Annotated in this window: 20 protein-coding genes and 2 pseudogenes; 11 read left to right on the top strand and 11 right to left on the bottom strand. The window is 71.6% G+C overall.

What is annotated here, in order from left to right:
- Positions 1 to 18 precede the first annotated feature (18 nt).
- From AQJ91_RS09770 to AQJ91_RS09780, 3 genes are read left to right on the top strand one after another with little or no spacing between them, the layout of a single operon-like run.
- Positions 19 to 621, top strand: coding sequence for a DUF4956 domain-containing protein (locus AQJ91_RS09770; protein ID WP_067018506.1), 603 nt, complete (start codon positions 19 to 21; stop codon positions 619 to 621).
- Positions 618 to 1,412 (top strand): polyphosphate polymerase domain-containing protein, encoded by a 795-nt coding sequence (locus tag AQJ91_RS09775; RefSeq protein WP_067018507.1) that lies wholly within the window; start codon positions 618 to 620, stop codon positions 1,410 to 1,412. The genes AQJ91_RS09770 and AQJ91_RS09775 overlap by 4 nt, the downstream gene beginning before the upstream one ends.
- Complete coding sequence (locus AQJ91_RS09780) at positions 1,409 to 3,238, top strand: carbohydrate-binding domain-containing protein (RefSeq protein ID WP_067018510.1); 1,830 nt, start codon at positions 1,409 to 1,411, stop codon at positions 3,236 to 3,238. The genes AQJ91_RS09775 and AQJ91_RS09780 overlap by 4 nt, the downstream gene beginning before the upstream one ends.
- Positions 3,239 to 3,389: 151 nt before the next feature.
- On the opposite strand, the gene AQJ91_RS09785 is transcribed toward AQJ91_RS09780, so the two are convergent.
- A complete protein-coding gene (locus tag AQJ91_RS09785; protein ID WP_067018512.1) occupies positions 3,390 to 3,755 on the bottom strand; it encodes a PH domain-containing protein in 366 nt (121 codons plus the stop codon).
- Between the two features lie 183 nt (positions 3,756 to 3,938).
- Here AQJ91_RS09785 and AQJ91_RS09790 point away from each other — a divergent pair, with 183 nt between their 5' ends.
- Positions 3,939 to 5,276 carry a pectate lyase family protein gene (locus tag AQJ91_RS09790; RefSeq protein WP_067018514.1) on the top strand — a complete coding sequence of 446 codons (1,338 nt, stop codon included), beginning with the start codon at positions 3,939 to 3,941 and terminating at the stop codon, positions 5,274 to 5,276.
- A gap of 76 nt (positions 5,277 to 5,352) precedes the next feature.
- On the opposite strand, the gene metG is transcribed toward AQJ91_RS09790, so the two are convergent.
- Both metG and AQJ91_RS09800 read right to left on the bottom strand, forming a co-directional pair.
- Positions 5,353 to 7,083, bottom strand: a complete 1,731-nt coding sequence (gene metG, locus AQJ91_RS09795) for a methionine--tRNA ligase (protein WP_067018516.1) — start codon at positions 7,081 to 7,083, stop codon at positions 5,353 to 5,355.
- Positions 7,084 to 7,220: 137 nt separating this feature from the next.
- Positions 7,221 to 9,038 (bottom strand): VWA domain-containing protein, encoded by a 1,818-nt coding sequence (locus tag AQJ91_RS09800; protein ID WP_067018518.1) that lies wholly within the window; start codon positions 9,036 to 9,038, stop codon positions 7,221 to 7,223.
- 274 nt (positions 9,039 to 9,312) lie between these two features.
- Between AQJ91_RS09800 and AQJ91_RS09805 the strand changes: the two genes are divergently transcribed.
- On the top strand, positions 9,313 to 11,385 hold the full coding sequence (locus AQJ91_RS09805) for a PhoX family protein (protein ID WP_067018520.1): 2,073 nt from the start codon (positions 9,313 to 9,315) through the stop codon (positions 11,383 to 11,385).
- Positions 11,386 to 11,500: 115 nt separating this feature from the next.
- Here AQJ91_RS09805 and AQJ91_RS09810 read toward each other — a convergent pair whose 3' ends face one another.
- The 3 genes and pseudogenes from AQJ91_RS09810 to AQJ91_RS09820 form a co-directional block, all read right to left on the bottom strand.
- A complete protein-coding gene (locus AQJ91_RS09810) occupies positions 11,501 to 13,483 on the bottom strand; it encodes an FUSC family protein (protein ID WP_067018522.1) in 1,983 nt (660 codons plus the stop codon).
- Positions 13,484 to 13,511: 28 nt separating this feature from the next.
- A pseudogene (locus AQJ91_RS09815) lies at positions 13,512 to 14,595 on the bottom strand (endonuclease/exonuclease/phosphatase family protein).
- A gap of 20 nt (positions 14,596 to 14,615) precedes the next feature.
- A complete protein-coding gene (locus AQJ91_RS09820) occupies positions 14,616 to 15,404 on the bottom strand; it encodes an alpha/beta fold hydrolase (RefSeq protein WP_067018524.1) in 789 nt (262 codons plus the stop codon).
- Between the two features lie 78 nt (positions 15,405 to 15,482).
- Between AQJ91_RS09820 and AQJ91_RS09825 the strand changes: the two genes are divergently transcribed.
- The gene (locus AQJ91_RS09825) at positions 15,483 to 16,808 is read left to right on the top strand and encodes an aminotransferase-like domain-containing protein (RefSeq protein ID WP_067018526.1); all 1,326 of its coding nucleotides are present in this window, start codon (positions 15,483 to 15,485) and stop codon (positions 16,806 to 16,808) included.
- Here the strand turns inward: AQJ91_RS09825 and AQJ91_RS09830 are convergent.
- On the bottom strand, positions 16,723 to 17,631 hold the full coding sequence (locus AQJ91_RS09830; RefSeq protein ID WP_067018529.1) for a hypothetical protein: 909 nt from the start codon (positions 17,629 to 17,631) through the stop codon (positions 16,723 to 16,725). The two genes, AQJ91_RS09825 and AQJ91_RS09830, sit on opposite strands and share 86 nt — an antisense overlap.
- Positions 17,632 to 17,831: 200 nt before the next feature.
- Here AQJ91_RS09830 and AQJ91_RS09835 point away from each other — a divergent pair, with 200 nt between their 5' ends.
- Positions 17,832 to 18,263 (top strand): SH3 domain-containing protein, encoded by a 432-nt coding sequence (locus AQJ91_RS09835; RefSeq protein ID WP_324617987.1) that lies wholly within the window; start codon positions 17,832 to 17,834, stop codon positions 18,261 to 18,263.
- Between the two features lie 130 nt (positions 18,264 to 18,393).
- On the opposite strand, the gene AQJ91_RS09840 is transcribed toward AQJ91_RS09835, so the two are convergent.
- Positions 18,394 to 18,828 (bottom strand): hypothetical protein, encoded by a 435-nt coding sequence (locus tag AQJ91_RS09840; protein ID WP_067018531.1) that lies wholly within the window; start codon positions 18,826 to 18,828, stop codon positions 18,394 to 18,396.
- A gap of 271 nt (positions 18,829 to 19,099) precedes the next feature.
- Between AQJ91_RS09840 and AQJ91_RS09845 the strand changes: the two genes are divergently transcribed.
- The 4 genes and pseudogenes from AQJ91_RS09845 to AQJ91_RS09860 all read left to right on the top strand — a co-directional run bounded on the left by AQJ91_RS09845 (position 19,100) and on the right by AQJ91_RS09860 (position 23,236).
- On the top strand, positions 19,100 to 20,467 hold the full coding sequence (locus AQJ91_RS09845; RefSeq protein WP_234381977.1) for a PP2C family protein-serine/threonine phosphatase: 1,368 nt from the start codon (positions 19,100 to 19,102) through the stop codon (positions 20,465 to 20,467).
- A gap of 69 nt (positions 20,468 to 20,536) precedes the next feature.
- Positions 20,537 to 21,613, top strand: a complete 1,077-nt coding sequence (locus tag AQJ91_RS09850; protein ID WP_067018533.1) for a hypothetical protein — start codon at positions 20,537 to 20,539, stop codon at positions 21,611 to 21,613.
- Positions 21,614 to 21,744: 131 nt separating this feature from the next.
- Positions 21,745 to 21,948: pseudogene (locus tag AQJ91_RS58165) on the top strand (helix-turn-helix domain-containing protein); the annotation flags it as partial.
- A gap of 517 nt (positions 21,949 to 22,465) precedes the next feature.
- Positions 22,466 to 23,236, top strand: a complete 771-nt coding sequence (locus AQJ91_RS09860; RefSeq protein ID WP_067018537.1) for a hypothetical protein — start codon at positions 22,466 to 22,468, stop codon at positions 23,234 to 23,236.
- Positions 23,237 to 23,317: 81 nt separating this feature from the next.
- Here AQJ91_RS09860 and AQJ91_RS09865 read toward each other — a convergent pair whose 3' ends face one another.
- The 3 genes from AQJ91_RS09865 to AQJ91_RS58170 form a co-directional block, all read right to left on the bottom strand.
- The gene (locus AQJ91_RS09865; protein WP_067018539.1) at positions 23,318 to 23,602 is read right to left on the bottom strand and encodes a ribosomal protein L7/L12; all 285 of its coding nucleotides are present in this window, start codon (positions 23,600 to 23,602) and stop codon (positions 23,318 to 23,320) included.
- A 56-nt stretch (positions 23,603 to 23,658) separates the two neighbouring features.
- Positions 23,659 to 24,417, bottom strand: a complete 759-nt coding sequence (locus tag AQJ91_RS09870; RefSeq protein ID WP_407696834.1) for a GAF and ANTAR domain-containing protein — start codon at positions 24,415 to 24,417, stop codon at positions 23,659 to 23,661.
- Between the two features lie 232 nt (positions 24,418 to 24,649).
- Positions 24,650 to 25,114, bottom strand: a complete 465-nt coding sequence (locus AQJ91_RS58170; protein ID WP_407696835.1) for a hypothetical protein — start codon at positions 25,112 to 25,114, stop codon at positions 24,650 to 24,652.
- Positions 25,115 to 25,186 lie beyond the last annotated feature (72 nt).

The raw sequence follows: 25,186 nt of genomic DNA on the forward strand, positions 1-25,186 counted from the left end.
CGGGGAGCGGTAACCGCCATGAATCAGCTGGTCCTTGTCGCCATCGACCTCGCCGCCATCTCCCTGCTCACCTTCGGCGTCTACTTCCCCCGCCACCACCGCCGGGACCTGATCGCCGCCTTCCTCGGTGTGAACATCGGGGTCCTCGCCGTCGCGATGACGCTCACCTCGGCGTCCGTGGGGATCGGGCTGGGCATGGGGCTGTTCGGGGTCCTGTCGATCATCCGGCTCCGGTCGTACGAGATCGCGCAGCATGAGATCGCCTACTACTTCTCCGCCCTCGCTCTCGGACTCCTCGCCGGGCTCCCCACGAGCGTGAACGTCCTCACGACGGCCCTGATGGGGCTGATCGTCCTCACCATGTACGTCGGCGACCACCCCCGCCTCTTCGGCCGGCACCGGCAGCAGAGCCTGAAACTCGACTCCGCGTACACCGACGAGGACGCCCTGCGCGCCCACCTCGAGGTGCTGCTGGGCGGACGCGTCGTGAACCTCTCGGTCAAGAGCGTCGACCTCGTCAACGACACCACCCAGCTCGAGGTGCGGTACGTCGTGACCGAGGGCACGCGGATCCCCCAGGAGACCGGTTCCCCCGTCACCCGGCAGGGAGTTCGGGCGTGACCGCCACCGACTCCCTCACCCGAGTCGTCGGCACCCTGCGGCCCATCGGGCTCGACGAACTCGTGGAACGCGCCTCGCTGCTGACCCGACTGGACCGCAAGTACATGCTGCCGGCGCACGAACTTCCTCTGTTCCTCGCCGGGTTGGGGAACGACGTACAGGTCCTGGAGATGGCCGGCGAGCGGCGCTTCGGGTACCGGTCCGTCTACTTCGACACCCCCGACCTGGACGGTTACCTGGGCGCCGCCCGACGCCGTCGGCGCCGTTTCAAGCTCCGGGTCCGTACCTATCTCGACTCCGGTGACCGGTACTTCGAGGTCAAGACACGTGGCCCGCGCGGTACGACCGTCAAGGAGCGCATCCCGTACGAGGGGGACGCCTGGCGGCTCGCCCCCGCGGCCCGGGCGTACACCGACGAGGTGCTCGCCGGGGCCGGGATCAACTCCGACGGGTTCCGGTTCGCGCCCTCGCTGGTCACGTCGTACCGGCGTATGACCTTGTTCCTGCCCGCGAGCGGCAGCCGCGTCACCGTCGACACCGACCTGACCTGGGCTCTTCCCGACGGGACCGAACTGCGCACCCCGGACCGGGCCATCGTCGAGACCAAGTCGGGGCGGGCCGGTTCGGGCGCCGACCGGCTGCTGTGGTCCCTGAAGCACCGGCCCTGTCCGGTTTCCAAGTACGGCGCGGGGCTCGCCGCCCTGCGCCCCGAACTGCCCGCACACCGTTGGCTGCCCGTCCTGCGGCGCCACTTTCCGACGGCACTGATATCGAACGGGAGTCCCGCATGAGACTGACACGAAGGGTTCGTACGAAGCTGGTGGCCGCCCTCGCCTCGGTGGTACTCGGTACGGCCGTGCTGGCCGGGTGTTCCTCCGAGGCCGGTTCCTCCTCGTCGAGCGCGGCGGGGTCGAGCTCCACCTCCTCCACCTCCTCGGCCTCCTCGGCCTCCACCGACGGAAGCCAGACGGCCGCCGCCGTCCTCGCCGACAACCAGGACGTCCACGCGAAGGACGGGGACACGGAGTCCGACGCGTCCGAGGCCGTGGAGATCGAGCTGAACGGTGACTCCGCTTCCGCCAAGGGGAAGGGGGTGGAAGTCGACGGGTCCGCCGTCACCATCACCGCGGCCGGTACCTACCGGCTCAGCGGCAGCCTCAACGACGGGCAGGTCGTGGTCGACGCCCCCGACGCGAAGGTGACCCTCATCCTCGACGGTGTCTCGGTCTCGAACTCCAAGGGCGCCGCGATCGACATCGCCGGCGCGGACGAGGCCGTGGTCGTCCTCGCCGACGGCAGCGAGAACACGCTCGGCGACACCGACTCGTACGCCGAGGACGCGGAGGCGAACGCCGCCCTGTACAGCGCCGCCGACCTCACGATCGGGGGCAGCGGCTCGCTCACCGTGAAGGGCAACGGCAACGACGGCATCGCGAGCGCCGACGGTCTGGTGATCCAGGGTGGGACCCTCACCGTCGACGCTGCCGACGATGGCATCCGGGGCAAGGACTACCTCGTGGTGAGCGGCGGCAACGTCACCGTCACGGCGGGTGGCGACGGGCTCAAGGCCGACAACACGGAGGACGCGGACCGGGGTTACATCGCCGTCAGCGGCGGCACCGTGAAGGTGACCTCCGAGGGCGACGGCGTCGACGCGGCGACGGACGTGGTGGTCACCGGCGGCAGGCTGACCGTCACCAGCAAGGCGTCCGACGACTCCTCCGCGCACGGCTTGAAGTCGGGTGTCATCACCGTCCTGGAGGGCGGCACCGTCGGCATCGACTCCTCCGCCGACGCCCTGCACAGCGACTCGGCCGTGCACCTGGCCGGTGCCACCGTGACGGCCGCCGCGGGCGACGACGGGGTGCACGCCGAGGGTGACCTGGTGATCAGCAAGGGCAAGCTCACCATCACGAACTCCAACGAAGGGCTGGAAGGCAAGGACATCCTGGTCAGCGGGGGTTCGGCGACGGTGACGTCGAGCGACGACGGCGTCAACGCCTCCGCCAGCGACACCTCCTCCGACGACCAGGGCGGTCAGGGCGGCTTCGGCGGCGGGGGCGGCGGCGAGAGCGTCGGCGACTACTCTGTCAAGGTCGCCGGCGGCACCCTCGTCATCAACGCCAACGGCGACGGCTTCGACTCCAACGGCACCGCCGAGATCACCGGCGGCACGGTCGTCGTCAACGGTCCGGAGATGAACGGCAACGGCGCGCTCGACGTCAACGGCAGCTTCACGGTCAGCGGCGGCACCCTGCTCGCGGCCGGCAGCGCGGGCATGGTCGTCGCCCCGGACACCGAGTCCGAGCAGGGCTGGCTCTCGGCGACGCTCGACTCGTCCGTCGCGGCGGGCACGACCCTGCACGTGGTGGACTCCGACGGCAAGGTCGTGGCGACGTACGTGACGTCCAAGACGATCCAGAACGTCGTCCTGTCGTCCTCCGCGGTCAAGAGCGGGGAGGAGTACCGGATCTACTCCGGCGGATCGGCGTCCGAGGAGACCACGGGCGGCCTCGCCAAGAGCGGGGAGCTCGGCGACGCCGACGAGATCGCCACGGTCACCGCAGGCGAGGCCCCGGAGGGCGGCTTCGGCGGCGGCCCCGGCGGGCGCGGCTAGGGCTGCCTCACCAATGGCGCGAGTCCGCCCCGCCGGCCACAGGCGGGAGCGGACTCGCGGGCTGTCCGGATCAGCGGCCTCCCACGCGGGCAATCCTGACATGTACCGCCAAGTAGGTTCGTGCTTTGTTGAAGGTTGGGACGCCGGGAGCCTACCTCGCCACGAACTGCGTGAGGATCGCCTGCACCTCGTAGATGTCGACGCCCTTCGTGAAGGTCTTCTCGATGGGCGTCGCGGCCCCTGAGATCCAGATCTTGAGCTCGGCGTCGAGGTCGAAGTGCCCGGCGGTCTCCACCGAGAAGTGGGAGATGCTGCGGTACGGGACGGAGTGGTACTCCACCTTCTTGCCGGTGAGGCCCTGCTTGTCGATCAGGATCATCCGCCGGTCGGTGAACAGGATGGTGTCGCGGATCAGCAGAAACGCCGCGTGCACCTGTTCCCCGTGCCCCAGCAGTCGCGCGTAGTCCTGCTGCGCCTGCCCCGGATTGATGGTGTGCGCGTTCCCGAACAGCGCCATGGAGACCCCCACTCGATCGACCTGCTTTTGAGGAGGGACGCGAACTGCCGGATGTGGGTTGCGAGTTCCTCTGCGAGAGGCGGCAACCTTCCCCGCAGCCACGGCCACTGATGAGTCGTGAGCGCCGTTCACCGGAGCTTCACCACGCACAGCATGTGTCCCACAATCACGTAAGGACTCCTCGTGGCAGCACCCTCCCACCGCCGGTCCCTCCGCACGCGGCGCACCCTCGTCGTCACCGCCGCCGTCGCGGCCGCAGGCGTCGGTGCCGGCGTCATCGTGATGAACGCGAACGCCAACCCCGTAGACCTCTACCACCAGACGCTGCCCGCCAAGGACGGCTGGGCGGCCTCCGGCGCGGGGACGACCGGCGGCGCGAAGGCCGACTCCGCGCACACCTTCACCGTCTCGACCCGCGCCCAGCTCGTGAAGGCGCTGGGGTCCGCCTCCGACACCGCCCCGCGGATCATCAAGGTGAAGGGCACGATCGACGCCAACACCAACGACGCGGGCAAGAAGCTGACCTGCGCCGGCTACGCCTCCGGCACCGGCTACTCGCCGGCCTCCTACCTGAAGGCGTACGACCCCGCCACCTACGGCAAGAAGGCGCCGTCCGGCACGCAGGAGAACGCCCGCCAGGCCGCCGAGGCCAAGCAGAAGAAGAACATCGTCTTCAAGGTGCCCGCCAACACCACCATCGTGGGCGTGCCCGGCACCAACGCCGGCATCAAGGGCGGCAGCCTTCAGGTGCAGAACGTGAAGAACGTCATCATCCGCAACCTCACCTTCTCCGCGACCGAGGACTGCTTCCCGCAGTGGGACCCGACGGACGGCTCGGCGGGCGAGTGGAACTCGAACTACGACTCGGTGACGCTGCGCGGCGCGACCAACGTCTGGGCCGACCACAACACGTTCACCGACGAGCCGACCTTCGACAAGGCGCTGAAGACGTACTTCGGCCGCAAGTACCAGATCCACGACGGTGCCCTCGACATCACCAACGGCTCCGACCTGGTGACCGTCGAGCGGAACGTGTTCACCTGCCACGACAAGACGATGCTGATCGGCAGCAGCGACACCGACAGCGTCGGCAAGCTGCGGGTCACCATCCACCACAACGTGTGGAAGGGCATCGTCCAGCGCGCCCCGCTGGCCCGCATCGGCCAGGTCCACCTCTACAACAACCTCTACGACACGACGAACCTCAACGGCTACGTCCCCAAGTACAGCCTCGACTCCCGCGCCAAGGCCCAGGTGGTCGCCGAGCGCAACGCCTGGGTGCTGCCGTCCGGCGCGAAGGTCGCCAAGCTGCTGAGCGGTGACGGCACCGGCTCGGTCGCGGGCGGCGGCAACCTCGTCAACGGCACGACGACGGACATCGTCGCCGCGTACAACGCCGCGAGCTCGAAGAAGATGAAGACGACGGTGAACTGGAAGCCGACGCTTACGGCTGGGCTTCAGACGTCGGCGAAGAACCTGGTGACGGAGCTGACGGCCACGACGGGCGCCGTTCTCCGCTAGAGGGCTGATGGAAAGGCGTGGGGCCCGGGAAGTGGTTGCGCTTCCCGGGCCCCTTCGCTGTCAGGTGCTTGTGTGCTTACGCCGGCTCGCCGCCGAAGCGCTCCTTGTAGGTCTCCAGGTCCTCGTCCGTGAGCTTCGCGAAGAGGACCGGGGGGACCGTGAAGGGGATGCCGGGGGTGAGGGTGGTCAGGGACTTCGCCTCGGCTTCGGTGATCCAGGCCGCACGCTTTTGATCAGACGCAGTGTCGGTCAGGGAGAACGCGGTGCGCATCGTGGCCGACGTCGCCGGGATGAAGGGTTCCGAGACCACCGCGTAGAGGTGGATCAGGTTCATCGCCGTGCGGAGTGTGAGGGCCGCGGCGTCCTTGTCGGTCTTGATCTCCAGCCAGGGGGCCTTCTCCTCCAGGTAGGAGTTGCCCGCCGACCACAGGGCGCGCAGGGCGGCGGCCGCCTTGCGGAACTGGAGGGACTCCATGTGCTCCTCGTACTCGGCGAGGAGACGGGCGATCTCCTCGCCCAGCCGCGTCTCCGCCTCGCCGGGCTCGCCGCCCGCCGGGACCTCCTCGCCGAAGCGCTTCTTGGAGAAGGACAGGACACGGTTGACGAAGTTGCCGAGGGTGTCGGCCAGGTCCTTGTTCACCGTCGCCGTGAAGTGCTCCCAGGTGAAGGACGAGTCGTCCGACTCCGGGGCGTTGGCGATCAGGAAGTAGCGCCAGTAGTCCGCCGGGAGGATGTCCAGGGCCTGGTCGGTGAAGACGCCGCGCTTCTGGGACGTGGAGAACTTTCCGCCGTAGTACGTCAGCCAGTTGAAGGCCTTGACGTAGTCGACCTTCTTCCACGGCTCGCGTACGCCGAGTTCCGTGGCCGGGAACATCACCGTGTGGAACGGGACGTTGTCCTTCGCCATGAACTCCGTGTAGCGGACGGTCTCGTCCGCCTCGTACCACCAGGACTTCCAGTCCCTGTTCTCCGGGTCCAGATCGGACCATTCCTTCGTCGCGCCGATGTACTCGATCGGGGCGTCGAACCACACGTAGAAGACCTTGCCCTCCGCCGCCAGCTCCGGCCACGTGTCCGCGGGGACCGGGACGCCCCAGTCCAGGTCGCGGGTGATCGCGCGGTCGTGCAGGCCCTCGTTCAGCCACTTGCGGGCGATGGAGGAGGCCAGGTGCGGCCAGTCGTTCTCGTGGCGGGCGACCCACTCCTCGACCTCGTGCTGCAGCTTCGACTGGAGCAGGAAGAGGTGCTTCGTCTCGCGGACCTCCAGGTCCGTGGAGCCGGAGATCGCCGAGCGCGGGTTGATCAGGTCCGTGGGGTCGAGGACCCGGGTGCAGTTCTCGCACTGGTCGCCGCGGGCCTTGTCGTAGCCGCAGTGGGGGCAGGTGCCCTCGACATAGCGGTCCGGGAGGAAACGGCCGTCGGCCTGGCTGTACACCTGGCGGATGGCGCGCTCTTCGATGAAGCCGTTCTCTTTGAGGCGGCGGGCGAAGTGCTGGGTGATCTCGACGTTCTGGGGGGAGGAACTCCGGCCGAAGTAGTCGAAGGCCAGTGCGAAGCCGTCGTAGACCGCCTTCTGGGCGTCGTGCGCCTGGGCGCAGAACTCGGCTACGGGGATCCCCTGCTCCTTCGCCGCGAGCTCGGCCGGGGTGCCGTGTTCGTCCGTCGCGCAGATGTAGAGGACGTCGTGGCCGCGCTGGCGGAGGTACCGGGAGTACACGTCCGCCGGGAGCATGGACCCCACCATGTTGCCCAGGTGCTTGATTCCGTTGATGTACGGAAGGGCGCTGGTGATGAGGTGTCGAGCCATCGGGGGCTGCTCCCAGGTCGGTTTTCTTGCTGCTTTGCGAACCTTGAAATCGTAGCCGACAGGGGTGGGCCGCCCGCTTCTCGTTTTACGGGGTGAGAAGCGGGCGGCCGGTGACGATCTGGGGGTGCTGAGGGTTGCTACGGGCGCCAGGTCGCCAGTACGCCCTCGTAGAGCTCCGTGTCCGTGAGCTCGCGCGGGGTCGGGCCCGCGTGGAAGAAGGACGTGTTGTCGGTCTTCAGCTTGCGGAGGTAGTCGAAGGCCTTGTTGTCGTGCTCACCGAAGGCGACGAAGGAGAAGAACACGGTGGGGTGGTTCTTCGCGGCGTCCGTGAGGGACTGGGTGGCGGGGGTCTTCGCGTCCGGGGCGCCGTCCGTCTGGAAGATCACCAGGGCGGGGGTGGTGGGGTCGGCCGACTTCTCGTGGTGGGTCACCACTTCTTCGACCGCTGCGTGGTAGCTGGTACGGCCCATGCGGCCGAGGCCGGCGTGCAGCTCGTCGATCTTGTTCTCGTGGTCGGTGAGGGTCAGCTCGCCCGTGCCGTCGAGTTCCGTGGAGAAGAAGACGACGTGGACCTTGGACTCGGGGTCCAGGTGGGCGGCGAGGGCGAGGGTCTGCTCGCCGAGGGCCTGGGCTGAGCCGTCCTTGTAGTACGGGCGCATGGAGGCGGAGCGGTCCAGGACGAGGTAGACCTTGGCGTGGGTGCCGGTGAGGTTGTTGGCGGTGAGGGTGGTGGTGGCGGCCTTGTAGGCGGTGAGGAGGGTGGCGGGCACTACGGCCTCGGCTTCGCCTTCGGCCTCTGTGTTCCCACCCGCACCACCCGTGTCACTTTCGTCGTCGACTGCGGGTGGCCCCTGCGGGGCTTCCTCGCCGTCGGCGGCTGCGGGCTCGTCGGTGGGCTCCGGTGTCACCTCGGCGACCGGCTTCTCGGCCGCAGGCTCGGCCTCCTCGGTCGGCTCCTCCGCCACGGCGGCCGGCTCCTCGGTCGGCTCCGGCGCGACCTCGGCGACCGGCTCGGGCTCCGGGTCGGGCGTGACCTCGGCGGCCGGCTCGGGCTCCGGGTCGGGCGTGACCTCGGTGGCCGGCTCGGGCTCCGGTTCGGGCGTGACCTCGGTGGCCGGCTCGGGCTCCGGGTCGGGCGTGACCTCGGTGGCCGGCTCGGGCTCGGGTTCGGGCGTGACCTCGGCGGTCGGCTCCGGGTCGGGCGTGGTCTCCGCGATCGGCTCGGGATCCGGCGTCACCTCGGCGACCGGCTTCTCGGCCGCAGGCTCGGCCTCCTCCGCCAGCTCTTCCACGACGGCCACCGGCTCCTCGGCCGGCTCCGGCGTGACCTCGGCAGTCGGCTCCGGCTCGGGTTCGGGCGTGACCTCGGCGGCCGGTTCCTCGGCCGCAGGCTTGGCTTCCCCCGTCGGCTCCTCCGCCACGGCGGCCGGCTCCTCGGTCGGCTCCGGCGCGACCTCGGCGACCGGCTCGGGCGTCGGCTCCCCGGCGACCGGCTCGGCCTCAGCCTTCGGCGTCACTTCCACGACCGGCTCGGCCTCAGCCTTCGGCGTCACGTCCGCCACCGGCATTGCCGCAGCCTTCGGCGTCACCTCCGCCACCGGCTTTGCCGCAGCCTCCGCGGCCTCCGGCGCAGCAGCCCCCTCGGTCTCCTCCGCCTCTCCCGGCTTCGGTACCGCCACGTTGTCGAACGCCAGCGCGACGAGGTCGTGCTCCTCCTCGGCCGACAGGCGCTGCTCCGGGATCTGAGCCGTGGCAGCAGGAGTCGTATCCGGCGTCGTAGCCGGGGCCGGAGCCGTCGGCTCGGGTTCGGGGGACGGGGACGGGGCCGTCGAGGTCGGGTCCGGGGTGGGGACCGTCTGCGAGGGGGTCGGCGTCCGATCCGCACCCTCTGCTTCGGCGGTCCGCTTCTTGCGTGACCGGCCGAACGCGTTCCGCAGGAGAGTGAGAATGCCCATGTGCGCAACCCTTCGCGTGAGTTGATGCCCGTTAATCCCTGGCCAGGACGGACACGTAAGGTTAGCGGCCCCGCGGGGTGATCTTGGGCCGGGGCGGCATAGGGGGTCCGTCACGTCAAGGGCGGCAATGCGCCTTCCTCGGTCCGCGCCCCCAACTGACGTACGCATACCTCAGGTTCACCCTCCGTTCACCGTGCGGCCCCGCTCCCGCACAAACGTGCCCCTAGCGTCCCTCACGCGACATCCAAGGGGAAGTCAAAGGGGTAGAGACATTATGCGCATTCCGTTGCCGCTGATCAGTACTTCGAACGGTTCGCATCCCGGCGGGCGGTCCGCCATGACCTGCCGTTTCCGGTGTGGGGACGCCTGTTTCCACGAGGTGCCCAACCCCACCGCAAACCCGTACGTCGGTGATGTGATCGCCGACGCCCTCAGCCGCCGTTCGATGATGCGTGCCGCCGCCGTCGTCACCGTGGCCGCCGCTGCCGGGACCGCCGTGTCCGTGCCGGAGGCCAAGGCCGCCACGACGACCGGCGAGGCTGCCGCCAAGGCGGCCGGTTCTGGCCGTGCGGCCCGCGGGCTGCGCTTCAACCCCGTCGTCCCCAACACCGCCGACACCGTGACCGTCCCGGACGGCTACCAGCAGAACGTCGTCATCCGCTGGGGCGAGCCCATCCTGCGCGGTGCGCCCGCCTTCGACCCGGACCATCAGACCGCCGCCACCCAGGCCGGCCAGTTCGGGTACAACTGCGACTTCCTCTCCCTGCTGCCGCTTCCCGGTGAGCGCGGCAAGCAGCTTCTCGTCGCCAACCACGAGTACACCGACGAGGTGCTCATGTTCGCCGGCTACGACGAGGCCAACCCGACCCGGGAGCAGGTTGAGATCGCCTGGGCTGCTCATGGGCTCTCCGCTGTTGTTGTGGAGGAGGACCGGCGTACCGGCAAGCTCACCGCCGTCCCCCGGCATCACCTCAACCGGCGCGTCACCGCCACCACCGAGTTCCGGGTCACCGGGCCCGCCGCCGGGTCCGACCTGCTGAAGACGTCCGCCGACCCGACCGGGACGAAGGTGCTCGGCACCCTCAACAACTGCTCCGGCGGTACCACCCCGTGGGGGACCACCCTCCACGGCGAGGAGAACTTCAACCAGTACTTCGGCAACGCCACCCGCGCCACCGACAAGCGGTACGGCATCGGCACCGGCGGCACCGAGCGCAAGTGGGAGCTCTTCGACAAGCGGTTCGACGTCGCCCAGGAGCCCAACGAGGTGCACCGGTTCGGGTATGTCGTCGAGTTCGATCCGTACGATCCCTCCTCCACTCCTCGTAAGCACACCGCCCTCGGGCGGTTCAAGCACGAGGCCGCGACCGTGCGGCTCACCGCCGACGGGCGGCCGGTCGTGTACTCCGGTGACGACGAGCGCTTCGACTACTTCTACAAGTTCGTCAGCAGCAAGCGGATGAAGCACGGGACCAGCCGGGCCGTTCGCGAGCACAATCTCTCCCTCCTCGACGAGGGGACCCTCTACGTCGCCAAGCTCACCGGTGACTCCCCAGCCATCGAGATCGACGGCACCGGCAAGCTGCCCTCCGACGGTGAGTTCGACGGCAGCGGCGAGTGGATTCCGCTGGCCACCGCCACCGCGAAGGGCGCCGTCTCGCACGTCGACGGAATGACCGCCGAGGAGGTGTTCGTCTTCACCCGGCTCGCCGGTGACAAGGTCGGCGCCACCAAGATGGACCGGCCCGAGGACATCGAGCCCTCCCCGCTCACCGGCAAGGTGTACGTCGCCCTCACCAACAACAAGGACCGCGGCGCCACCGGCAAGGCGGGCCCCGACGAGGCCAACCCGCGCAACAGCAACAAGCACGGGCACGTCCTCGAGCTGACCGAGCGCTGGAACCGGCCCGAGAGCACCAGGTTCGCCTGGTCCCTGTTCCTCGTCGCCGGCGACCCGAACGACCCGGCGACCTACTTCGCGGGCTTCCCGAAGGACAAGGTCAGCCCGATCTCCTGCCCGGACAACGTGGCCTTCGACCCCTACGGCAACCTGTGGATCTCCACCGACGGCGCCCAGCTCGGCGTCCACGACGGCCTCTTCGGCGTCGCCACCCGCGGTTCGCGGCGCGGTGAGCTGAAGCAGTTCCTGACCATGCCGGCCGGCGCCGAGACCTGCGGGCCGATCATCCAGGAGCGCCGCGTCCTGGTCGCCGTGCAGCACCCGGGCGAGATCGACGGGGCGTCCGTCGAGAACCCCGCCAGCACCTGGCCCGACGGGCCCGGCAAGCTCGTCCGTCCGGCGGTCGTGGCCGTGTGGCGCGCGGACGGGTGCGCCATCGGCTCCTGAGCCCTGCAGAAGTCCGGCCGCTGGGGCCGGCTCCAGGACCCCCCCCACCTGGTGCGGCCGCCCTCCTGCACAGGGCGGCCGCATCCACCTGTGTGAGCTGGACTTCAGCGGGACTTCAGCGCGGCGACGCGATCGCCCGTGCCGCCGCCACCTCCTGCCGCAGCGGCTCCAGCACACTGCCCGCCGGGCCGGTGAGATCCGTACGGACCTCCACCAGCACCTCGGCCTCCCGCACGCCCTCCGCCAGCTCCCGCAGCTGCAGCGCGACCTGGTCCACCTCGGGCGGGGACGGCGGGGCCGCCCCGTGCCGCACCCGTACCCGGGCCGCCGTCGTCGCGTCCACGATCCGTTCCACGGCGACGACCAGCGGCAGCCAGGCCGCCGCCAGCCGTCCGGTCGGCGGCGGCTCGGTCAGCGCGCGCTGGAACTCCGTACGGATGACGGAGAGGTCCCGGTAGAGGCGGCGCCGCATCCGGGCGCGGGCCGGCGGATCCACGGCGTCCGGCCCGAACGCGCCCTCCACATAGCGTGCCGTGTCCGCCACCGCGTCCGCGAGCCGGTCGCCGACCCGGGTGTGCCAGCTCTCCGGCCACAGGAGATACCCGGCGACCAGCGCGATCGCGCAGCCCATCAGGGAGTCCACCAGGCGGGGCAGGAGCAGGGCCGTGCCCTCGCGGTTCAGGACGTCGGACAGGAGCAGGATCACCGGTGTGATCGCCGCCGTCTGATAGCCGTAACCGCGCGGTGTGAACGCCGGGATCAGCGGCGCCAGCAGCAGCATCACCGGTACGTCCCACCAGCCCCGGGGCACCTCCGCGAGGACGGCTGCCGCGATCACCAGGCCTGCGACCGTGCCGAGGGCGCGCAGCAGCGCCCGGGAGAAGACCGAGCCGAAGTCGGGCTTCATGACGAAGGTGATGGTCAGGGCGACCCAGTAGGAGCGGGGGACGGAGATGAGCGAGACGAGTACCTGCGCCGCGCCGATGCAGAGGGCGAGGCGCAGGCCGTAGCGCCAGGACGCGGCGGAGAGGGTCACGTTGCGGGCGGCGCGGGCGGTGCGGATGCGCAGGGCGGCGATGGGGGCACCTCCCGCTCGAGCGAAGTCGAGAGTGGGGGAGGCCGAGGCGTCGTCGATGCCGCGCGGGTCGATGTCCGGGGCGGTGACGACGTCGGCGGCGTGGCGCAGGGCGTGGTCGACGGCGCGGGCGGTCTCGGTGGTCGGGGTGGGGAGCTTCAGCCCTATCGGGCCGGTGTAGCCGGTCTCCACGGCCGAGGCGAGGTGGCGTACGGCTGCCGGGATCTCCGGCGGGAGGGGGGTGCCGGACAGATGGGCGGCCGGGGCGGCCTCGACGACCGGGGTGATGGCGTTCAACTGGGCCAGCAGACGGGTGAGCTCGGGGCTCTGGCCGTGCTGGCGGGTGCGGTGGGCGAGGACCAGGTCGTAGGCATGGTTCAGAGAGAGGGTGACGGCGTGCCGGGCGGTGTCGTACGCCGCTGTCCGGTCGTCGCCGCAGCCGCCCAGCAGCGTGGCGACCGCCCGGTAGGTGTCGGCCACCGCGACCCGCTCCGGCACCCCGGAGCGCAGGGGCCACGCGAGCAGGGCGAGGAGCAGGACCAGCAGTCCGCCGCCCGCCACCAGGATCGGCGCGAGCCACCACGCGCCCGGCAGCGGCAGTCCCGCGCCGACGACCGAGTTGAGGAGCAGCAGGAGTCCGGACACGGAGGCCACCGCGCCGATCGTCGAGATCATCCCGGAGATCAGCGCGACGCCGGTGACCGCGGCGACGGCGACCCAGCCGTGGCCGTACACGGCGGAGCCCAGGGTGATGCCGATGGCACCGAAGAGCTGCGGGACGGCGATGTTCAGGATCCGCATGCGGTAGGCGTCGGCGGTGTCGCCGATGACGCCGGACAGGGCGCCCATGGAGGCGACGGCGCCGTAGGCGGTGTGGTCGGTCGCGAGTCCGATGGCGAGGGGGACGGCCATGGCGATCGCGGCGCGGGCCATGGCGGCACGGTTGACGGGCGCCTGCTGGGGCCGGAGGTTCCGGACCAGCCAGTCGGGGGGCGTCAGGCCGATGGGGAACTCGCGGGACATGCGCCCATTATGGGCACGCCTGCTCCGGTCATCGGCGCTGGTGAAGCGTGATGTCGACGAGCAGCGCACGGTGGTCGGTGTCGGCCAGGTCGAGGAACCGGACCGTGCGGGCGGAGAGGTCCTCGGAGACGAGTACGTGGTCGATCTGCGTGCCCAACGCCGGGGCGGTGCGGGCCAGGCGATGCGGGCCTCGCGGTGGGGGTTGGCAGCTGCTCCGAGGAGAGTGTGCACGAGGTCGGGTTAGCTCGATCGTGTGATGGTCGGCTCGCGAGCTTGCGGCGCTCGGGGCCGACCGAGTTAGCGTGATCGTGCGATCTGGGACGCCGGGTACGGCGCCAGCGTGCGGGGCCCCCGCTCCGCCAGAGAATGGTTTGGGGCCTCCCCGTCGCCACTGGCCGTACCCACCTGGCCAGGTCGCGCAGGGAACTGGCCTCCCGGGCTCGGACCACGCACAGGATGCGTGTCGCCGCCCCGGGGTTGAGTACGCCGGGGACCTGGGGGTACCTCCCACGCCCTTAAGGCAGTGGGGGAGCGCCCAGGACCGTTCGGGGCTGCGGCTGATCGGGCTCGCTCCTGCTCAGTCTTCAGGAACGGTAGTCGGACGCGAGGGTCTCCTTGAGCGTGGCGTCGCAGGTGTACTCGCACTCCTCCACGAACACGAGGTCGGGCTTCTCGCGGCGGACGGTGGCGACGAGGGCGTCGGTGGCGTGGCCGAACTCGACGTTCGAGGTCAGGACCGTGAAGGAGGCGAGGGCGGGGCCGCCGGGTTCGCCGGTCTTGCCGTACGGCTCGATGAACCAGGCCAGCAGGCCGAGGACCGCGACGCTCCACACCACGCCGGTCCACCAACGGGAGGCGAGGCCGAGGAGGAGGGCCAGTGCGGTGGGCGCGAGTAGCCAGGGCAGGAAGGCGAGGAGCTGGGGGACGGGCGTGATGCCGTCGGTGTCGGCGAGTCGGCAGCCGACGATCACGCTCACGCCGGCGAGCAGCAGACCGGCGAACCATGCGCGAGGCCCTGCCCCGTTGCCGCCCCCAGGGTGCTCCGCCCCCTGGACCCCCGGCCCATGCCCACCCGCCACCTGTTCACTTGTCGGGAAAGGGGTGCACTCCATGGTCAGTCACGGCACCGAGCCTACGAGCGACCGTCCACCTTCGTCAGAAACGCCCCCAGCACCCCATTGAACTCCCCCGGACGCTCCAGGTTCGGCATATGCGCCGCCCCCTCGATCACCCGCAGCGTCGAGTCCGGCAACGCCGCATGCATCGCCTCCGCGTCGGCGACCGGCGTGTACTCGTCGTCCGTGCCCACGACCACCAGGGCCGGGACCGTGACCCGGGTCAGCAGGGCCCGGTAGTCGGGGCGTTCGGCGCGGCCGCGCAGGGCCGCGGCCGCGCCCTCGGGGGACGTCGTCGTCATCATGCGGTGGACGTGGGTCTTCACCTCCGGGGCGGCGTACGGCGCGACCATCTTCTCCAGCACGTCGTCGGCGTATCCGCGCATGCCCTCGCGCAGCAGCCGGTCCGCCATCGCGTTGCGGGACCTCTTCCCGTCCTCCGTCTCCGCCGCCGGGAACGTGTCCGCGAGGACCAGGCCCCGGATCCGGTCGGGGAACTGCCGGTAGCAGTCCATGACGATCTGGCCGCCCATCGACAGCCCGGCGAGCACGAACGTCTCGACCTTCAGCTCGTCCAGGAGCGCCTCGATGTCCCGCGCGAAGTCGGAGAGGAGCGTGCGGCCGGGGACCACCGGGGAGGCGCCGTAGCCGCGCAGGTCGGGGGCGATCACCCGGCGGGCGGGGGAGAAGGCCTCGGTCTGCGGGGTCCACATCGTGCGGTCGAAGGGGTGGCCGTGGACGAGGACAAGGGGGACGAGTGAACTGTCGTCGCCGCCTTTGTCCTCGTATGCGAGGAAGGGGCTCATGTGGACGACCCTAGATCGGCCCAACTCCTCGGTGCAATAAGATCTTTGTGCTCGGTGCAATCTCAGGGGGAGAGTTTCGTGGACGACTACCGGCGCCTCGCCGACCGCATAGCCGACGACATCACCGCCGGACGTCTCCGGCCCGGTCAACGGCTGCCCCCGCAACGGGTGTTCGCCCGGCGGCGCGGGGTCGCCGCGTCGACGGCGGGGCGGGTGTACTCCGAACTCGTGCGGCGGGGACTGGTCGTGGGCGAGGTCGGCCGCGGCACCTTCGTCCGCGCCGCCACTGTCCCGGGCCCCGCCGGCCGCGCACTCACCGAACCCGCGACCGCCGCACCGGTGAACCTGGAGCTCAACTACCCGTCCGCCCCAGGCCAGTCGGAGCTCCTCGCCCCCACCCTCGCGCCCCTCCTGCGCCCCGACGTCCTGGCGGAGGCCATGCTCCCCGCCCGCGCCGAGGGCACCGCGCCGGCCCGGGACGCAGCCGCCGGCCTCCTCGCCACCCCCGGCTGGCAGCCCGGCCCCGACCAGCTTCTCTTCACCGGCAACGCCCGCCAGGCCGTCGCCGCCACCCTCGCCTCCCTCGTCCGGCCCGGCGGCCGCGTCGGCGTCGAGACGTTGACGTATCCCGTGGTCAAGGAGATCGCCGCCCGGCTCGGCAGCACGCTGGTGCCGTTGGCGGGGGACGAGGACGGTCTCCGGCCGGAGACCGTGGCCGCCGCTCATCGCAGCGCTCCCCTCTCCGCCCTGTACATCCAGCCGACGCTGCACAACCCGACGTCCCTGACCATGAGCGACGAGCGGCGTCGTCAACTCGCCGGTGCTGTCGGCGACTTGGGCATTCCCGTCGTGGAGGACCGCATCTGGTCCTTCCTCGCCGACGGCGACCCGTTCGCCGTCCACGCGCCCCGCCTCACCTACGTCGTCGACGGTCTCTCCAAGCGCGTCGCCCCGGGACTCACCGTCGGCTTCGTCGTCGTACCGGCGGACCGGGGCGAGGCCGTGGCGGCGGCGATCCGGTCCGGTGGGTGGAGTGCGGGGCGGTTCGCGCTGGAGGCGGCCGTGCGGTGGGTGGCGGACGGGACCGTGCGGCGGCTGGTCGCGGCCAAGCGGGCGGACGCGGCGGGCAGACAGCGGATCGTCGCGGAGGAGTTGCGGGGGTGCGCCGTACGGTCCGATCCGCGCGCCTATTTCGCCTGGTGGGAGCTGCCCGCGCCGTGGCGTGCCGACACCTTCACGGCCGCTGCCGCCGCGCACGGCATCGCGGTCACCCCCGGGCCGGCGTTCGTCGTGGATCCGAACCGCACGCCGGACGCCGTCAGACTTGGGCTCGCGTCGGCCGCGGAGCCGGATCTGAGGTCGGCGCTGCGGACGCTCGCCGGTGTCGTACGAGGTACGCCGTGAGCCGGCAGCCCGCGGCCACTGTCAGGCCGAGTGCGACCAGCAGCCAGGCCACCGTGCGCAGGGTGGCCGTCAGGGCGTCGTAGACCGCGCCCGCGGCCGGCTGGTGGATCTCGTCCGGCAGATCGGCCAGGGTGAGATGGCGGCCGATCACCACCGCGAGGTCCAGGAACGCGCCGCCCAGTGCCGTGCCGAGAGCCGTCGCCGTGACCGCGCGGCGGCGGCAGGCGGCGACCGTGATGCCGGTGACGGCCAGCACAGCGGCTGTGACCGGGAGCCAGAAACCGGCGACCTCGAGCACGTCGTACCCCTTCCGGAGCCGGTCCAGATCACGGGCCGGGAGTATGGCGACCTCGGTATGCTTGACCGGGATACGGTGCGCCAACGCGACGTTGTCGTCGGTGAGTCGGCGTTTGACCTGGGCGGTGACGGGAGCGAGGTCGACGGTGACCGCGCGGTCCCCCTTGTCCCGCAGTGCGCTCAACACGGCCTCGTGGACGGCCCTGTTGCTAGCGTCCCATGCCGTGCGGAAGGCGTCGGTCCGGGTGAACGAGCGCACCGCGTCCTGCACGAAGGGGCGGGTGCCGGTGGGCAGGGGCTCCTGGTCGGTCCCGTGGTCGATCTCCCGCATGATGCCGTCGCCCACGGCTTGCGCGACCGCGTTCTGTACGTCCGGATCGGCGGCCAGCGGCGCCATCGCGGTGACGTACCGTCCGGTGTCGGCCAGCCCGTACGTCACCCAGGCCGCCAGCGCCCCGAACGGCACGAGGAGGCAGGACAGGGCGATCAGCGCGGCCGACAGGGCGTTCCGGAGTCGTGGGGACACGGTTTCAGGCAAGTCGCCCCGGGGCGGCCGTGCGAGCGGGGTGACTGCATATGGGCGCATGCGTCAAGCCGTACGGGCGCGCCGTCCTGGGAGACGTGCGCCGAGCCGGTCAGACGTGCGCCGAGCTGGGGATTCCTTGCTCCGGTGGAGCGTTCACCCGAACGGGTGTTTCCTGGTTCTGGGGAGAAGGAGGCCGATCTGTGCGCACCACTCCGGCCCTGCGGATCCTGGCCGCGGCCCTGCTCACCGGTGGCACCCTCGCCGTCACAGCGGCGGGCACCACTGCAGCGGCAGCCCCGCCGGCCACCACCGAAGGACGAGGTGGCGAAGGGCGTGGCGGCGGCCCGGTCCGGGGCACCATCATCTCCCGCACCGACCTCAACCTGCGGCAGGCGCCCACCACCCGATCACCCGTCGTCGCGCGGGTGTCACCGGGCAGCGAGGACCGTGTCGACTGCAAGGTTCGCGGACGGCACGTCAACGGCAACCCGTACTGGTACTGGCTCGTCGGCGCGCAGGCCTGGGCCGGCGCCGCGTTCGTGGACACCGGCGGGCACGGGGTGCCGACCTGCTCGGACGCGCGTCCGCGTCCGGTTCCTGGAGCATCTCCGGTTCGTGGAGCTGGAGCGTGAGCGGAAGCGCTTGGTGACTTGGGGACGCTTCGTGACTTGGGGAGAGGACTTGGGGAGAGGAAGGGAACGGTTCGGCCCCGGCGCCCGAGCGGGCACCGGGGCCGAACCGTGCGCCGAACCGTGCGTAGCCTCAACGGATGCGGTGGCCTTCCGCGTCCTCGTGTGTGTAGTAGCGGTAGAAGATCACCACGAAGAAGCCCGCCGCGACCACCAGTGCCATCACGGTGGAGCGCAGTACCGTCGCGCCGGTCTGGTTGTACAGGAAGCCGAACGCCGAGCCCGCGAACGCCGTCCACAGCAGCGCGTGCAGCTCGCGCTTCATGAGGGGTGACAGGGCGCGTACGGCGACGTAGAGCGCCATGAACGCGAACGCGGTGACGAACCCGAACAGCAGGTTCCAGCCGGTGATCTCGCCGCCGCCACGCCGGTTGGCCGCGGCCCAGTAGCCGTAGACGAGCCCGAGCACGACGGGCACGGCCACCTTCGCGGCCTGATGGGTTCGCGCGCTGAAGACATCGGGTGTGCGCTGGGGCGTGCCGCGCCGCGCGGGTGCCGCATGAGCCATGAGAAGGCACTCCTCTCTCCTCGCCCCCGCCCTACCAGAGCACACCTGTGGGGGGCTGGTGGCAAGTCGGTGGTGTCGGGGTGTGTTCGGGGGTTCACGGGCGCCTCCGGCGTCCTGCCGCCGGAGGCGCCCGTCGGATTGGCTGCGACCGGGCGAAGGGTTCCGTCGAGCCCCGCCGACAAGCTGCCGTCGCCGTCCTCCCGGCCGGTTCGCCGGAGGCCCCGGCCGGGAGCGGATGCGGCCCGCGGGACGTCGTGTTTCGCTGAGGCGCATGAGGGCCGTGAGCGAGAGTGGCGGCGGTCGGGTGCGCGTGCCGGGGGGCGGGCGTCGTCGCCGGGGGCCGCTCACCCGGCCGTATCGGGGGTTCGCAGGCGTCGGCGGAGATGATGTACATCGGCGGCAGCTGTTGCTGCGGGTGCGTGGGCGGAGTGTCGCCTGGGTGCCGCCGCTGCTGCTGCTCGGGGTGATCGTGCTGGCCGACTCCAACACCGATGCCGAGTTCCGGATCATCTCCTGGATCGTGCTGGTGCCGGGTATCGCCGCCGCGATCTGCGGGGTGGCCGGGACGGCCGTGTTCGCGTTGTTCGCGCTGCTGACGTACGTCGTCGCGGACAGCGCCTGGCCGTACGAGTACCAGAGCGGCCTGCCCGACTTCATCCTGGTCGCCGTCGGCGGCGTGCTGGCCACCCTCGCCTGCACGGTGCGGATCCGCGGCGAGCGGCGCATGCTGCACATGCGGGACGTCGCCGAGACCATCCGCCGTACCGTGCTGCGCCCGCTGCCCCCGGACTGGGGCGGCCTCGACCACGCGGCCGTCTATCTCACCTCCGACAGCGAGGCCCGCGTCGGCGGCGACTTCTACGACATCCAGTTGGGCCTGCACGGCACCCGCGTCCTCGTCGGCGACGTACAGGGCAAGGGCCTGGAGGCGGTGGAGGCGGCGGCCGCGCTGCTCGGCACGTTCCGCGAGGCCGGGTATCACGAGCCGGACCTCACGACGGTCGCCGCCCGCCTGGAACTCCGTATGCAGCGGCACGCCCGCCTGCGCGCCGCGCTGCGTTCCGCCGTCGCGGCCCCGCCGGTCCCGGGGCGCCCGGCCCGTACCCGGCTCGGTTCCGCCTGGGCGGCGGGGCCGCCCCTGCCGGCGCGGGCCCGCCGCGACGACGGCGACCGGTTCGCCACGGCCGTCCTGCTCGACTTCCCCGACGACGACCACGGTGCGGTCGACGTCGTCATCTTCGGGCACGAGCCACCCCTCGTCGTCGGCCCGTCCGGAGTACGCCCCCTCCCGCCCGGCGACGGACTCCCCCTCGGCCTCAGCGAACTCGCCGTCAACCCCGCGCCACCGCCCGTCCACCGTGTCGCCCTCGCGCCCGGCGAGACCCTGCTGCTCACCACCGACGGTGTCACCGAGGCCCGGGACGGTGACGGCGTCTTCTACCCGCTGGCCGCCGAGGTCGCCCGGGCCGTGGCCGCCGACCCGCGTACCGCCGAACCTCCGCGCCTGGTCGCCGCCGTCCGTGACGGCACGTTGCGGCACTGCGGTGGGCATCTCGCCGACGACACCACGGTGTTCGCCGTACGGAGGAACAGTGCCGGCGGCGCCAATGCGGACGGAAACGGACGTTTGCAGGCCTGAGATCCCCCTTTGCAGCCGCAGCGGTTACGGTGCTGACGTACGTGATCGACGGGGGATGGGGAGGGACCGATGCCCGGAACCGTGCTGCTGCTCGCCGCCGCGCCGGCAGCCAAGGGCTGTCTGGTGGACGCGGCGTCCGTGCTTCCCGTCCTCGCGGCCGTGCCGCCCGGCGTGCTGTCCGGCACCGACACCGCGAACGTCGTCGAACTCGCCGACCCCCTGGAGCCGCAGGCCGTCCTCACCCGCCTGCGCGCGGCCGCGGCCGCCCCCTACCCGCTCACGGTCTTCGTCACCGGCCAGCTCCAACTGGACCGCCGCCAGCACCTCCCGCACTTGGCGCTGGCCCGCACGACGCCCTCGACGGTCCGCTACACCGGCTTCCCCTGGCACTGGATCCGCGAGGAACTGCGCCTGCGCGCCCCGGGGTCGACGGCCCTCCTCCTCGACCTGCACGCCGACCAGGAGACCTGGGAGTGGCTGCATGCCAACCCCCTCGACACCGGCCGCAACAACGAGGTCTACGGCCGGATCGCGCCGCCGCCGGCACGCCGTACGGTGGCGGGGCCGGCGTATATGAAGGCGGTCGCGACCCTGCTCCGCAGCGGACTCAGACCGCCGCTGGACCAGCTCCATCAGCACGCACTCGCGCGGATCGCACCCGAGGGCGGGGTCGGCACCGACATCGTGCTCACCGCGCAGACCGGTGCGCAGGCCACCGCGCCCAGCGATCCGCACGCCGCCATCACCGCCGCCGTCCAGTCCGGCCGCCACTCCACCGCCGACGCCCTCGCCGCGCAGCACGAACAGGCGGCCGTCCACACCCACGGGCCCGCCTCCGAAGAGGCCCTGCACTGGATCGAGGTCCGTGCCGACCTCGCCATGCTGGCCGGCGACGCCGTCCGCAGCTGCCGCACCTGGCTGACGGTCGCCTCCGCCCGCCTCCACGCCGGCCAGGCCCCGGACGCGCCCGCGGTGGAGGCGGCAGTGGACCGCGCCCACCATCAGTGGAGCCAGATCCGGGACGCCGGCCCGGCCCGCGAACTCGGCCTGGCCCTGGCGGAGTTGCGCGGCCGGGTGCCGGGACGACGCCAGGGCGCCCTGGAGAACATCCACCGACAGCTACGCCAGTTGCAGACGCAGCCCTGACGCGCCGCGCGGCTGCCAACTGCGCCCCGCCGGAGGCGATCAGCGGGGTTCCGGCTCTTCGCCGGGGGTGTGGCCGTCCCGCCCCGGGGACCGGAACCGGACAGGGCGATCCGATTGCTGGAGTCACCGGCATGACCCCTGGCGCCCGACCCACCGACGACTGTGCCGCCCAACCCCGGCGCAGCGACGCCGAGCGCAACCGGGGCCGGATCATCGCTGCCGGCCGCAGGGTCCTCGGGCGCGACGGACTCAACGCCTCCATGGCCTCCGTGGCCCGCGAGGCAGGCGTCGGGATCGCCACCATCCTGCGCCACTTCCCCGCGATGGAGGACCTGGTCGCCGCCGTCTTCCTCGACCGCATGGACGCCTACGCCGACGCGGTCGCCGTCGCCCTCGACGACCTCGACCCCTGGCACGGTTTCATCGGCTACATCGAGGCCGCCTGCGCGATGCAGGCCGCCGACTCCGGCTTCGCCGACGTCCTGACCATGACCTTTCCCACCCCCAAGGCCCTGGAACAGCGTCGCAACGAGGCGTACGAGGCCATGGTGGAGCTCATCGGCCGCGCCAAGGCGACGGGGCGGCTGCGCGAGGACTTCGACCCCTCGGATCTCGTACTGATCCACATGGGCGACGCCCTCTACCGGGCCATGCTCCGCGCCGGCCCGGCGGGCACACCGCACCGGCGCCGGGGACCCCGCCTGCCTGATGCCCTTTGCGGGCGGCGAGCCCTTTGCCGGGCGCTCGCCGTCGCCACTCACCCGTACGGCCCGGCGCGCTGGTGCCCGCACCCCTCCGGTGGTGCCTTGGGAACACGCACCCGATCTTGGCAGCCCTCCAGGAGGCCCCACGATGCCCCGTCCCCCGGCCCGCACCTTCGTCGCCTCGGCCCTCTCGGCAACCGCCCTGCTGACCGCGACGGCATGCTCCGCCGGCCCGGACAAGGCACCCACGACCGCCAGAGCCGCCGCGACCCCCACCACAGCCCAGTCTCCGACGACCACCGCCCCCGCCCTCACCGAGGCCCAGGCCCGGGACGCCCTCATCAGCGACGCCGACCTCGGAGAGCCCTGGACGCCGACCCAGGGCGCCGCGACCTGGCGGGACGCCATGCTCAAGGCGACCACCGACCTGCCGGACTGCCGGCGGCTGCTGGACGCCCTGTACACCGAGGAGTTCTTCGGCGCGGAGGCCCGTACCCAGGCCGTGGTCGGGCTCGACGACAACTGGGACGAGGCGCAGTTGCGGTACCAGGTCGTCGCCCATCGGCCCGCCGAGGTGGACCGGACGCTGGGCTGGCTGAGGACGCTGCCGGAGAAGTGCGCGCAGTTCGGCGCCACGACCGCGCGCGGCGTTCCGCAGGCCGTGGAGGTCAGCGAGGCCGCGCTGCCGGAGGTCGGCGACGCCCGGCAGGCGCTGCGCGTCCTTCTCACCGGGGCGACGGAGGACGACGAGTCGCTGACGCTCACCGTGGACGTCGCCGTCGTACGGGTCGGCGGGGACGCGATCGTCGTCACCAACGGCGGCCTCGGCGACGTACTGAACGAAGCCACCCAGGCGGCCGTGGATCTGGGCGCCCACCGGCTGGCGGAGGTCAGGAAGCAGGGCCGGGTGCAGGTCTGAGGGTCGGCTCCGGCTCTGGGGGCCAGGTCCGGGGGCCAGATCTGAGGCCGGGGCCGGGCGCTCGGCCTGCGAAATACAGGGCTAGCCCATGCGCTCGACCGCCTCCTTGGCCTCCTTCAGGCCCACCCCGGTGACCTCCCGGTACACCTTGATCGCCTGGATTGTCTTCCCGTCCCGCCGCAGCGCCGCCACCTCGGCCATCCGGGGCTCGTCCTCGCCGAGCCCCAAGTGGTCGAGGATCAGGTCGAGTTTGCGCTCGATCCGGGCAACCCGCTTGTCGGCGCGGCTGATCCGGCCCTCGATGCTGATGACGCCGACGATCACGACGAGCGCGAAGAGGAGCCCCAAGAGTCCGACTGTGTCCATGGCTCGCGATCTTAGGCGTCGCTCCCCAACTCCCGCCCCGGTTCACACAGTTCCCGTCAGTCCTGGTCGAACCGTATCCGGTGGGACACGACATCCCGCGCCACATCCAGTGCCGTGCTGCTGTGCGAGAAGGCGTGGGCCCGCAGCCGTGCCAGCGCCTCGTCCGCGCCGACTCCGAGCTGCGCCATGATCATCCCGGTGGCCTGGTAGACCTCGTCGTGGTCAGTGGCCAAGCCACTCAGCCACCGGTCCTCGTCCCGCACCCCCGACCCCGACCCGTACTCCTCCCCGCGCGGCAGCGCCATCAGCGCCACTGTCATCACCCCGGCCACCATCCGTGCCGTCCGCACCTCGTCGGCGGTGAGTTCGCCGGGGGCGTCGCGGTAGAGGTCGAGTGTGCCCACGCACACCGTGTCGTTGCCGAGCGGCATGGAGTACACGGCCCGTATCCCGGCCTCCGTGGCCAGCTGGGCGAAGACCGGCCAGCGTCCGACATCCCGGCCCGCCGTCAGATCGCAGGCGAGCACCGGCTCCCCGCGCTCCGCGGCGCTCTGGCAGGGCCCGTCCCCCAGGGTCGCCTGGATCTCCGTCACATACGCGGCCTGCGCACTGCTCGCGCCCAGCTGCACCGGCATGCCGTCGCTGTGCAGCGACACACTCGCGCCGTTCACGGGCAGCAGCTCGACGGCGACATGGCACAGCCGTCCCGGAATCTCGCTGGGCCCGGCACCACGTACGCCCTCGGCGATCGCGTCGGCGGCATCCGCCCGTTCCCGACCGCGCGCACGCTGGTCGTCCCTGGGCCGCACGGCCACCGCCTCCTCACCTTCACTTCAAGCGTGGCCTAGGTCGTCCAAGGGGCTCACGGGGCGCTCTCACCGCCCACCCCGGACGACGCCCGACTACCCGTGACCCGTCCCGCGAAACCCCTACCGCTTCTCGTACGGACCGGCCGGCGCCCCGACGCCCTCGGGACGCCAGGTCCGACGTACCAGGTGCCGTCGGCGTCGTGCGTGACGAAGCCGGTGAGGCGGACGGAACGGCCTGTCAGCGACCGCCCGCTGTCGTAGATCGCCCGCGAGCCGAACCCCCGAGCGTCAGCGCCACCGGGTCCCCGGCCGCCAGTGCCGGGAAGGTCCCCACGCCCCGCGCCGCCCGCTGCGCCGCCTCGCGCCCGGCACTGTAGGAGCCGAGGGCCGAGGGTGGGAAGAGGAGCAGCGCGAGGGCGGGGAGGGTGAGGAGCCAGGCGACGCGGCGGCTGTGCCCGTGGTCGCGCCCGTGCCCGTGCCCGTCCCCGTGCCCGTCCCCGTGCCCGTCCCCGTGCCCGTCCCCGTGCCCGTCCCCGTCCCCGTGCCCGTCCCCGTGCCCGTCCCCGTCCCCGTGCCCGTCCCCGTGCCCGTCCCCGTCCCCGTGCCCGTGCCCGTGCCCGCCCCCATGCCCGCCCCCGTGCCCGTCCTCGTCGGCGTACCGCTCCCGCCGGCGCACGACCGCCGCCCCGCCCCACCAGGACAAGCACCGCCCCGGACACCACCAGCCAGGGCCGCAGCCCCGCCTGCACGTACCGCGTTCCGCGGCGCAGGCTGT

The organism is Streptomyces dysideae (assembly GCF_001514305.1).
Classification (GTDB): Bacteria; Actinomycetota; Actinomycetes; order Streptomycetales; family Streptomycetaceae; genus Streptomyces; species Streptomyces dysideae.

What these genes read in the sequence shown, in the direction of transcription:
- AQJ91_RS09805 (WP_067018520.1), top strand. Translation starts at nt 9,313, where the DNA reads ATGCGCATTCCGTTGCCGCTGATCAGTACTTCGAACGGTTCGCATCCC.
- AQJ91_RS09820 (WP_067018524.1), bottom strand. Translation starts at nt 15,404, where the DNA reads ATGAGCCCCTTCCTCGCATACGAGGACAAAGGCGGCGACGACAGTTCA.
- AQJ91_RS09810 (WP_067018522.1), bottom strand. Translation starts at nt 13,483, where the DNA reads ATGTCCCGCGAGTTCCCCATCGGCCTGACGCCCCCCGACTGGCTGGTC.
- AQJ91_RS09850 (WP_067018533.1), top strand. Translation starts at nt 20,537, where the DNA reads ATGCCCGGAACCGTGCTGCTGCTCGCCGCCGCGCCGGCAGCCAAGGGC.
- AQJ91_RS09780 (WP_067018510.1), top strand. Translation starts at nt 1,409, where the DNA reads ATGAGACTGACACGAAGGGTTCGTACGAAGCTGGTGGCCGCCCTCGCC.
- AQJ91_RS09865 (WP_067018539.1), bottom strand. Translation starts at nt 23,602, where the DNA reads ATGGACACAGTCGGACTCTTGGGGCTCCTCTTCGCGCTCGTCGTGATC.
- AQJ91_RS09845 (WP_234381977.1), top strand. Translation starts at nt 19,100, where the DNA reads ATGAGGGCCGTGAGCGAGAGTGGCGGCGGTCGGGTGCGCGTGCCGGGG.
- AQJ91_RS09800 (WP_067018518.1), bottom strand. Translation starts at nt 9,038, where the DNA reads ATGGGCATTCTCACTCTCCTGCGGAACGCGTTCGGCCGGTCACGCAAG.
- AQJ91_RS09770 (WP_067018506.1), top strand. Translation starts at nt 19, where the DNA reads ATGAATCAGCTGGTCCTTGTCGCCATCGACCTCGCCGCCATCTCCCTG.
- metG (WP_067018516.1), bottom strand. Translation starts at nt 7,083, where the DNA reads ATGGCTCGACACCTCATCACCAGCGCCCTTCCGTACATCAACGGAATC.
- AQJ91_RS09840 (WP_067018531.1), bottom strand. Translation starts at nt 18,828, where the DNA reads ATGGCTCATGCGGCACCCGCGCGGCGCGGCACGCCCCAGCGCACACCC.
- AQJ91_RS09860 (WP_067018537.1), top strand. Translation starts at nt 22,466, where the DNA reads ATGCCCCGTCCCCCGGCCCGCACCTTCGTCGCCTCGGCCCTCTCGGCA.
- AQJ91_RS09785 (WP_067018512.1), bottom strand. Translation starts at nt 3,755, where the DNA reads ATGGCGCTGTTCGGGAACGCGCACACCATCAATCCGGGGCAGGCGCAG.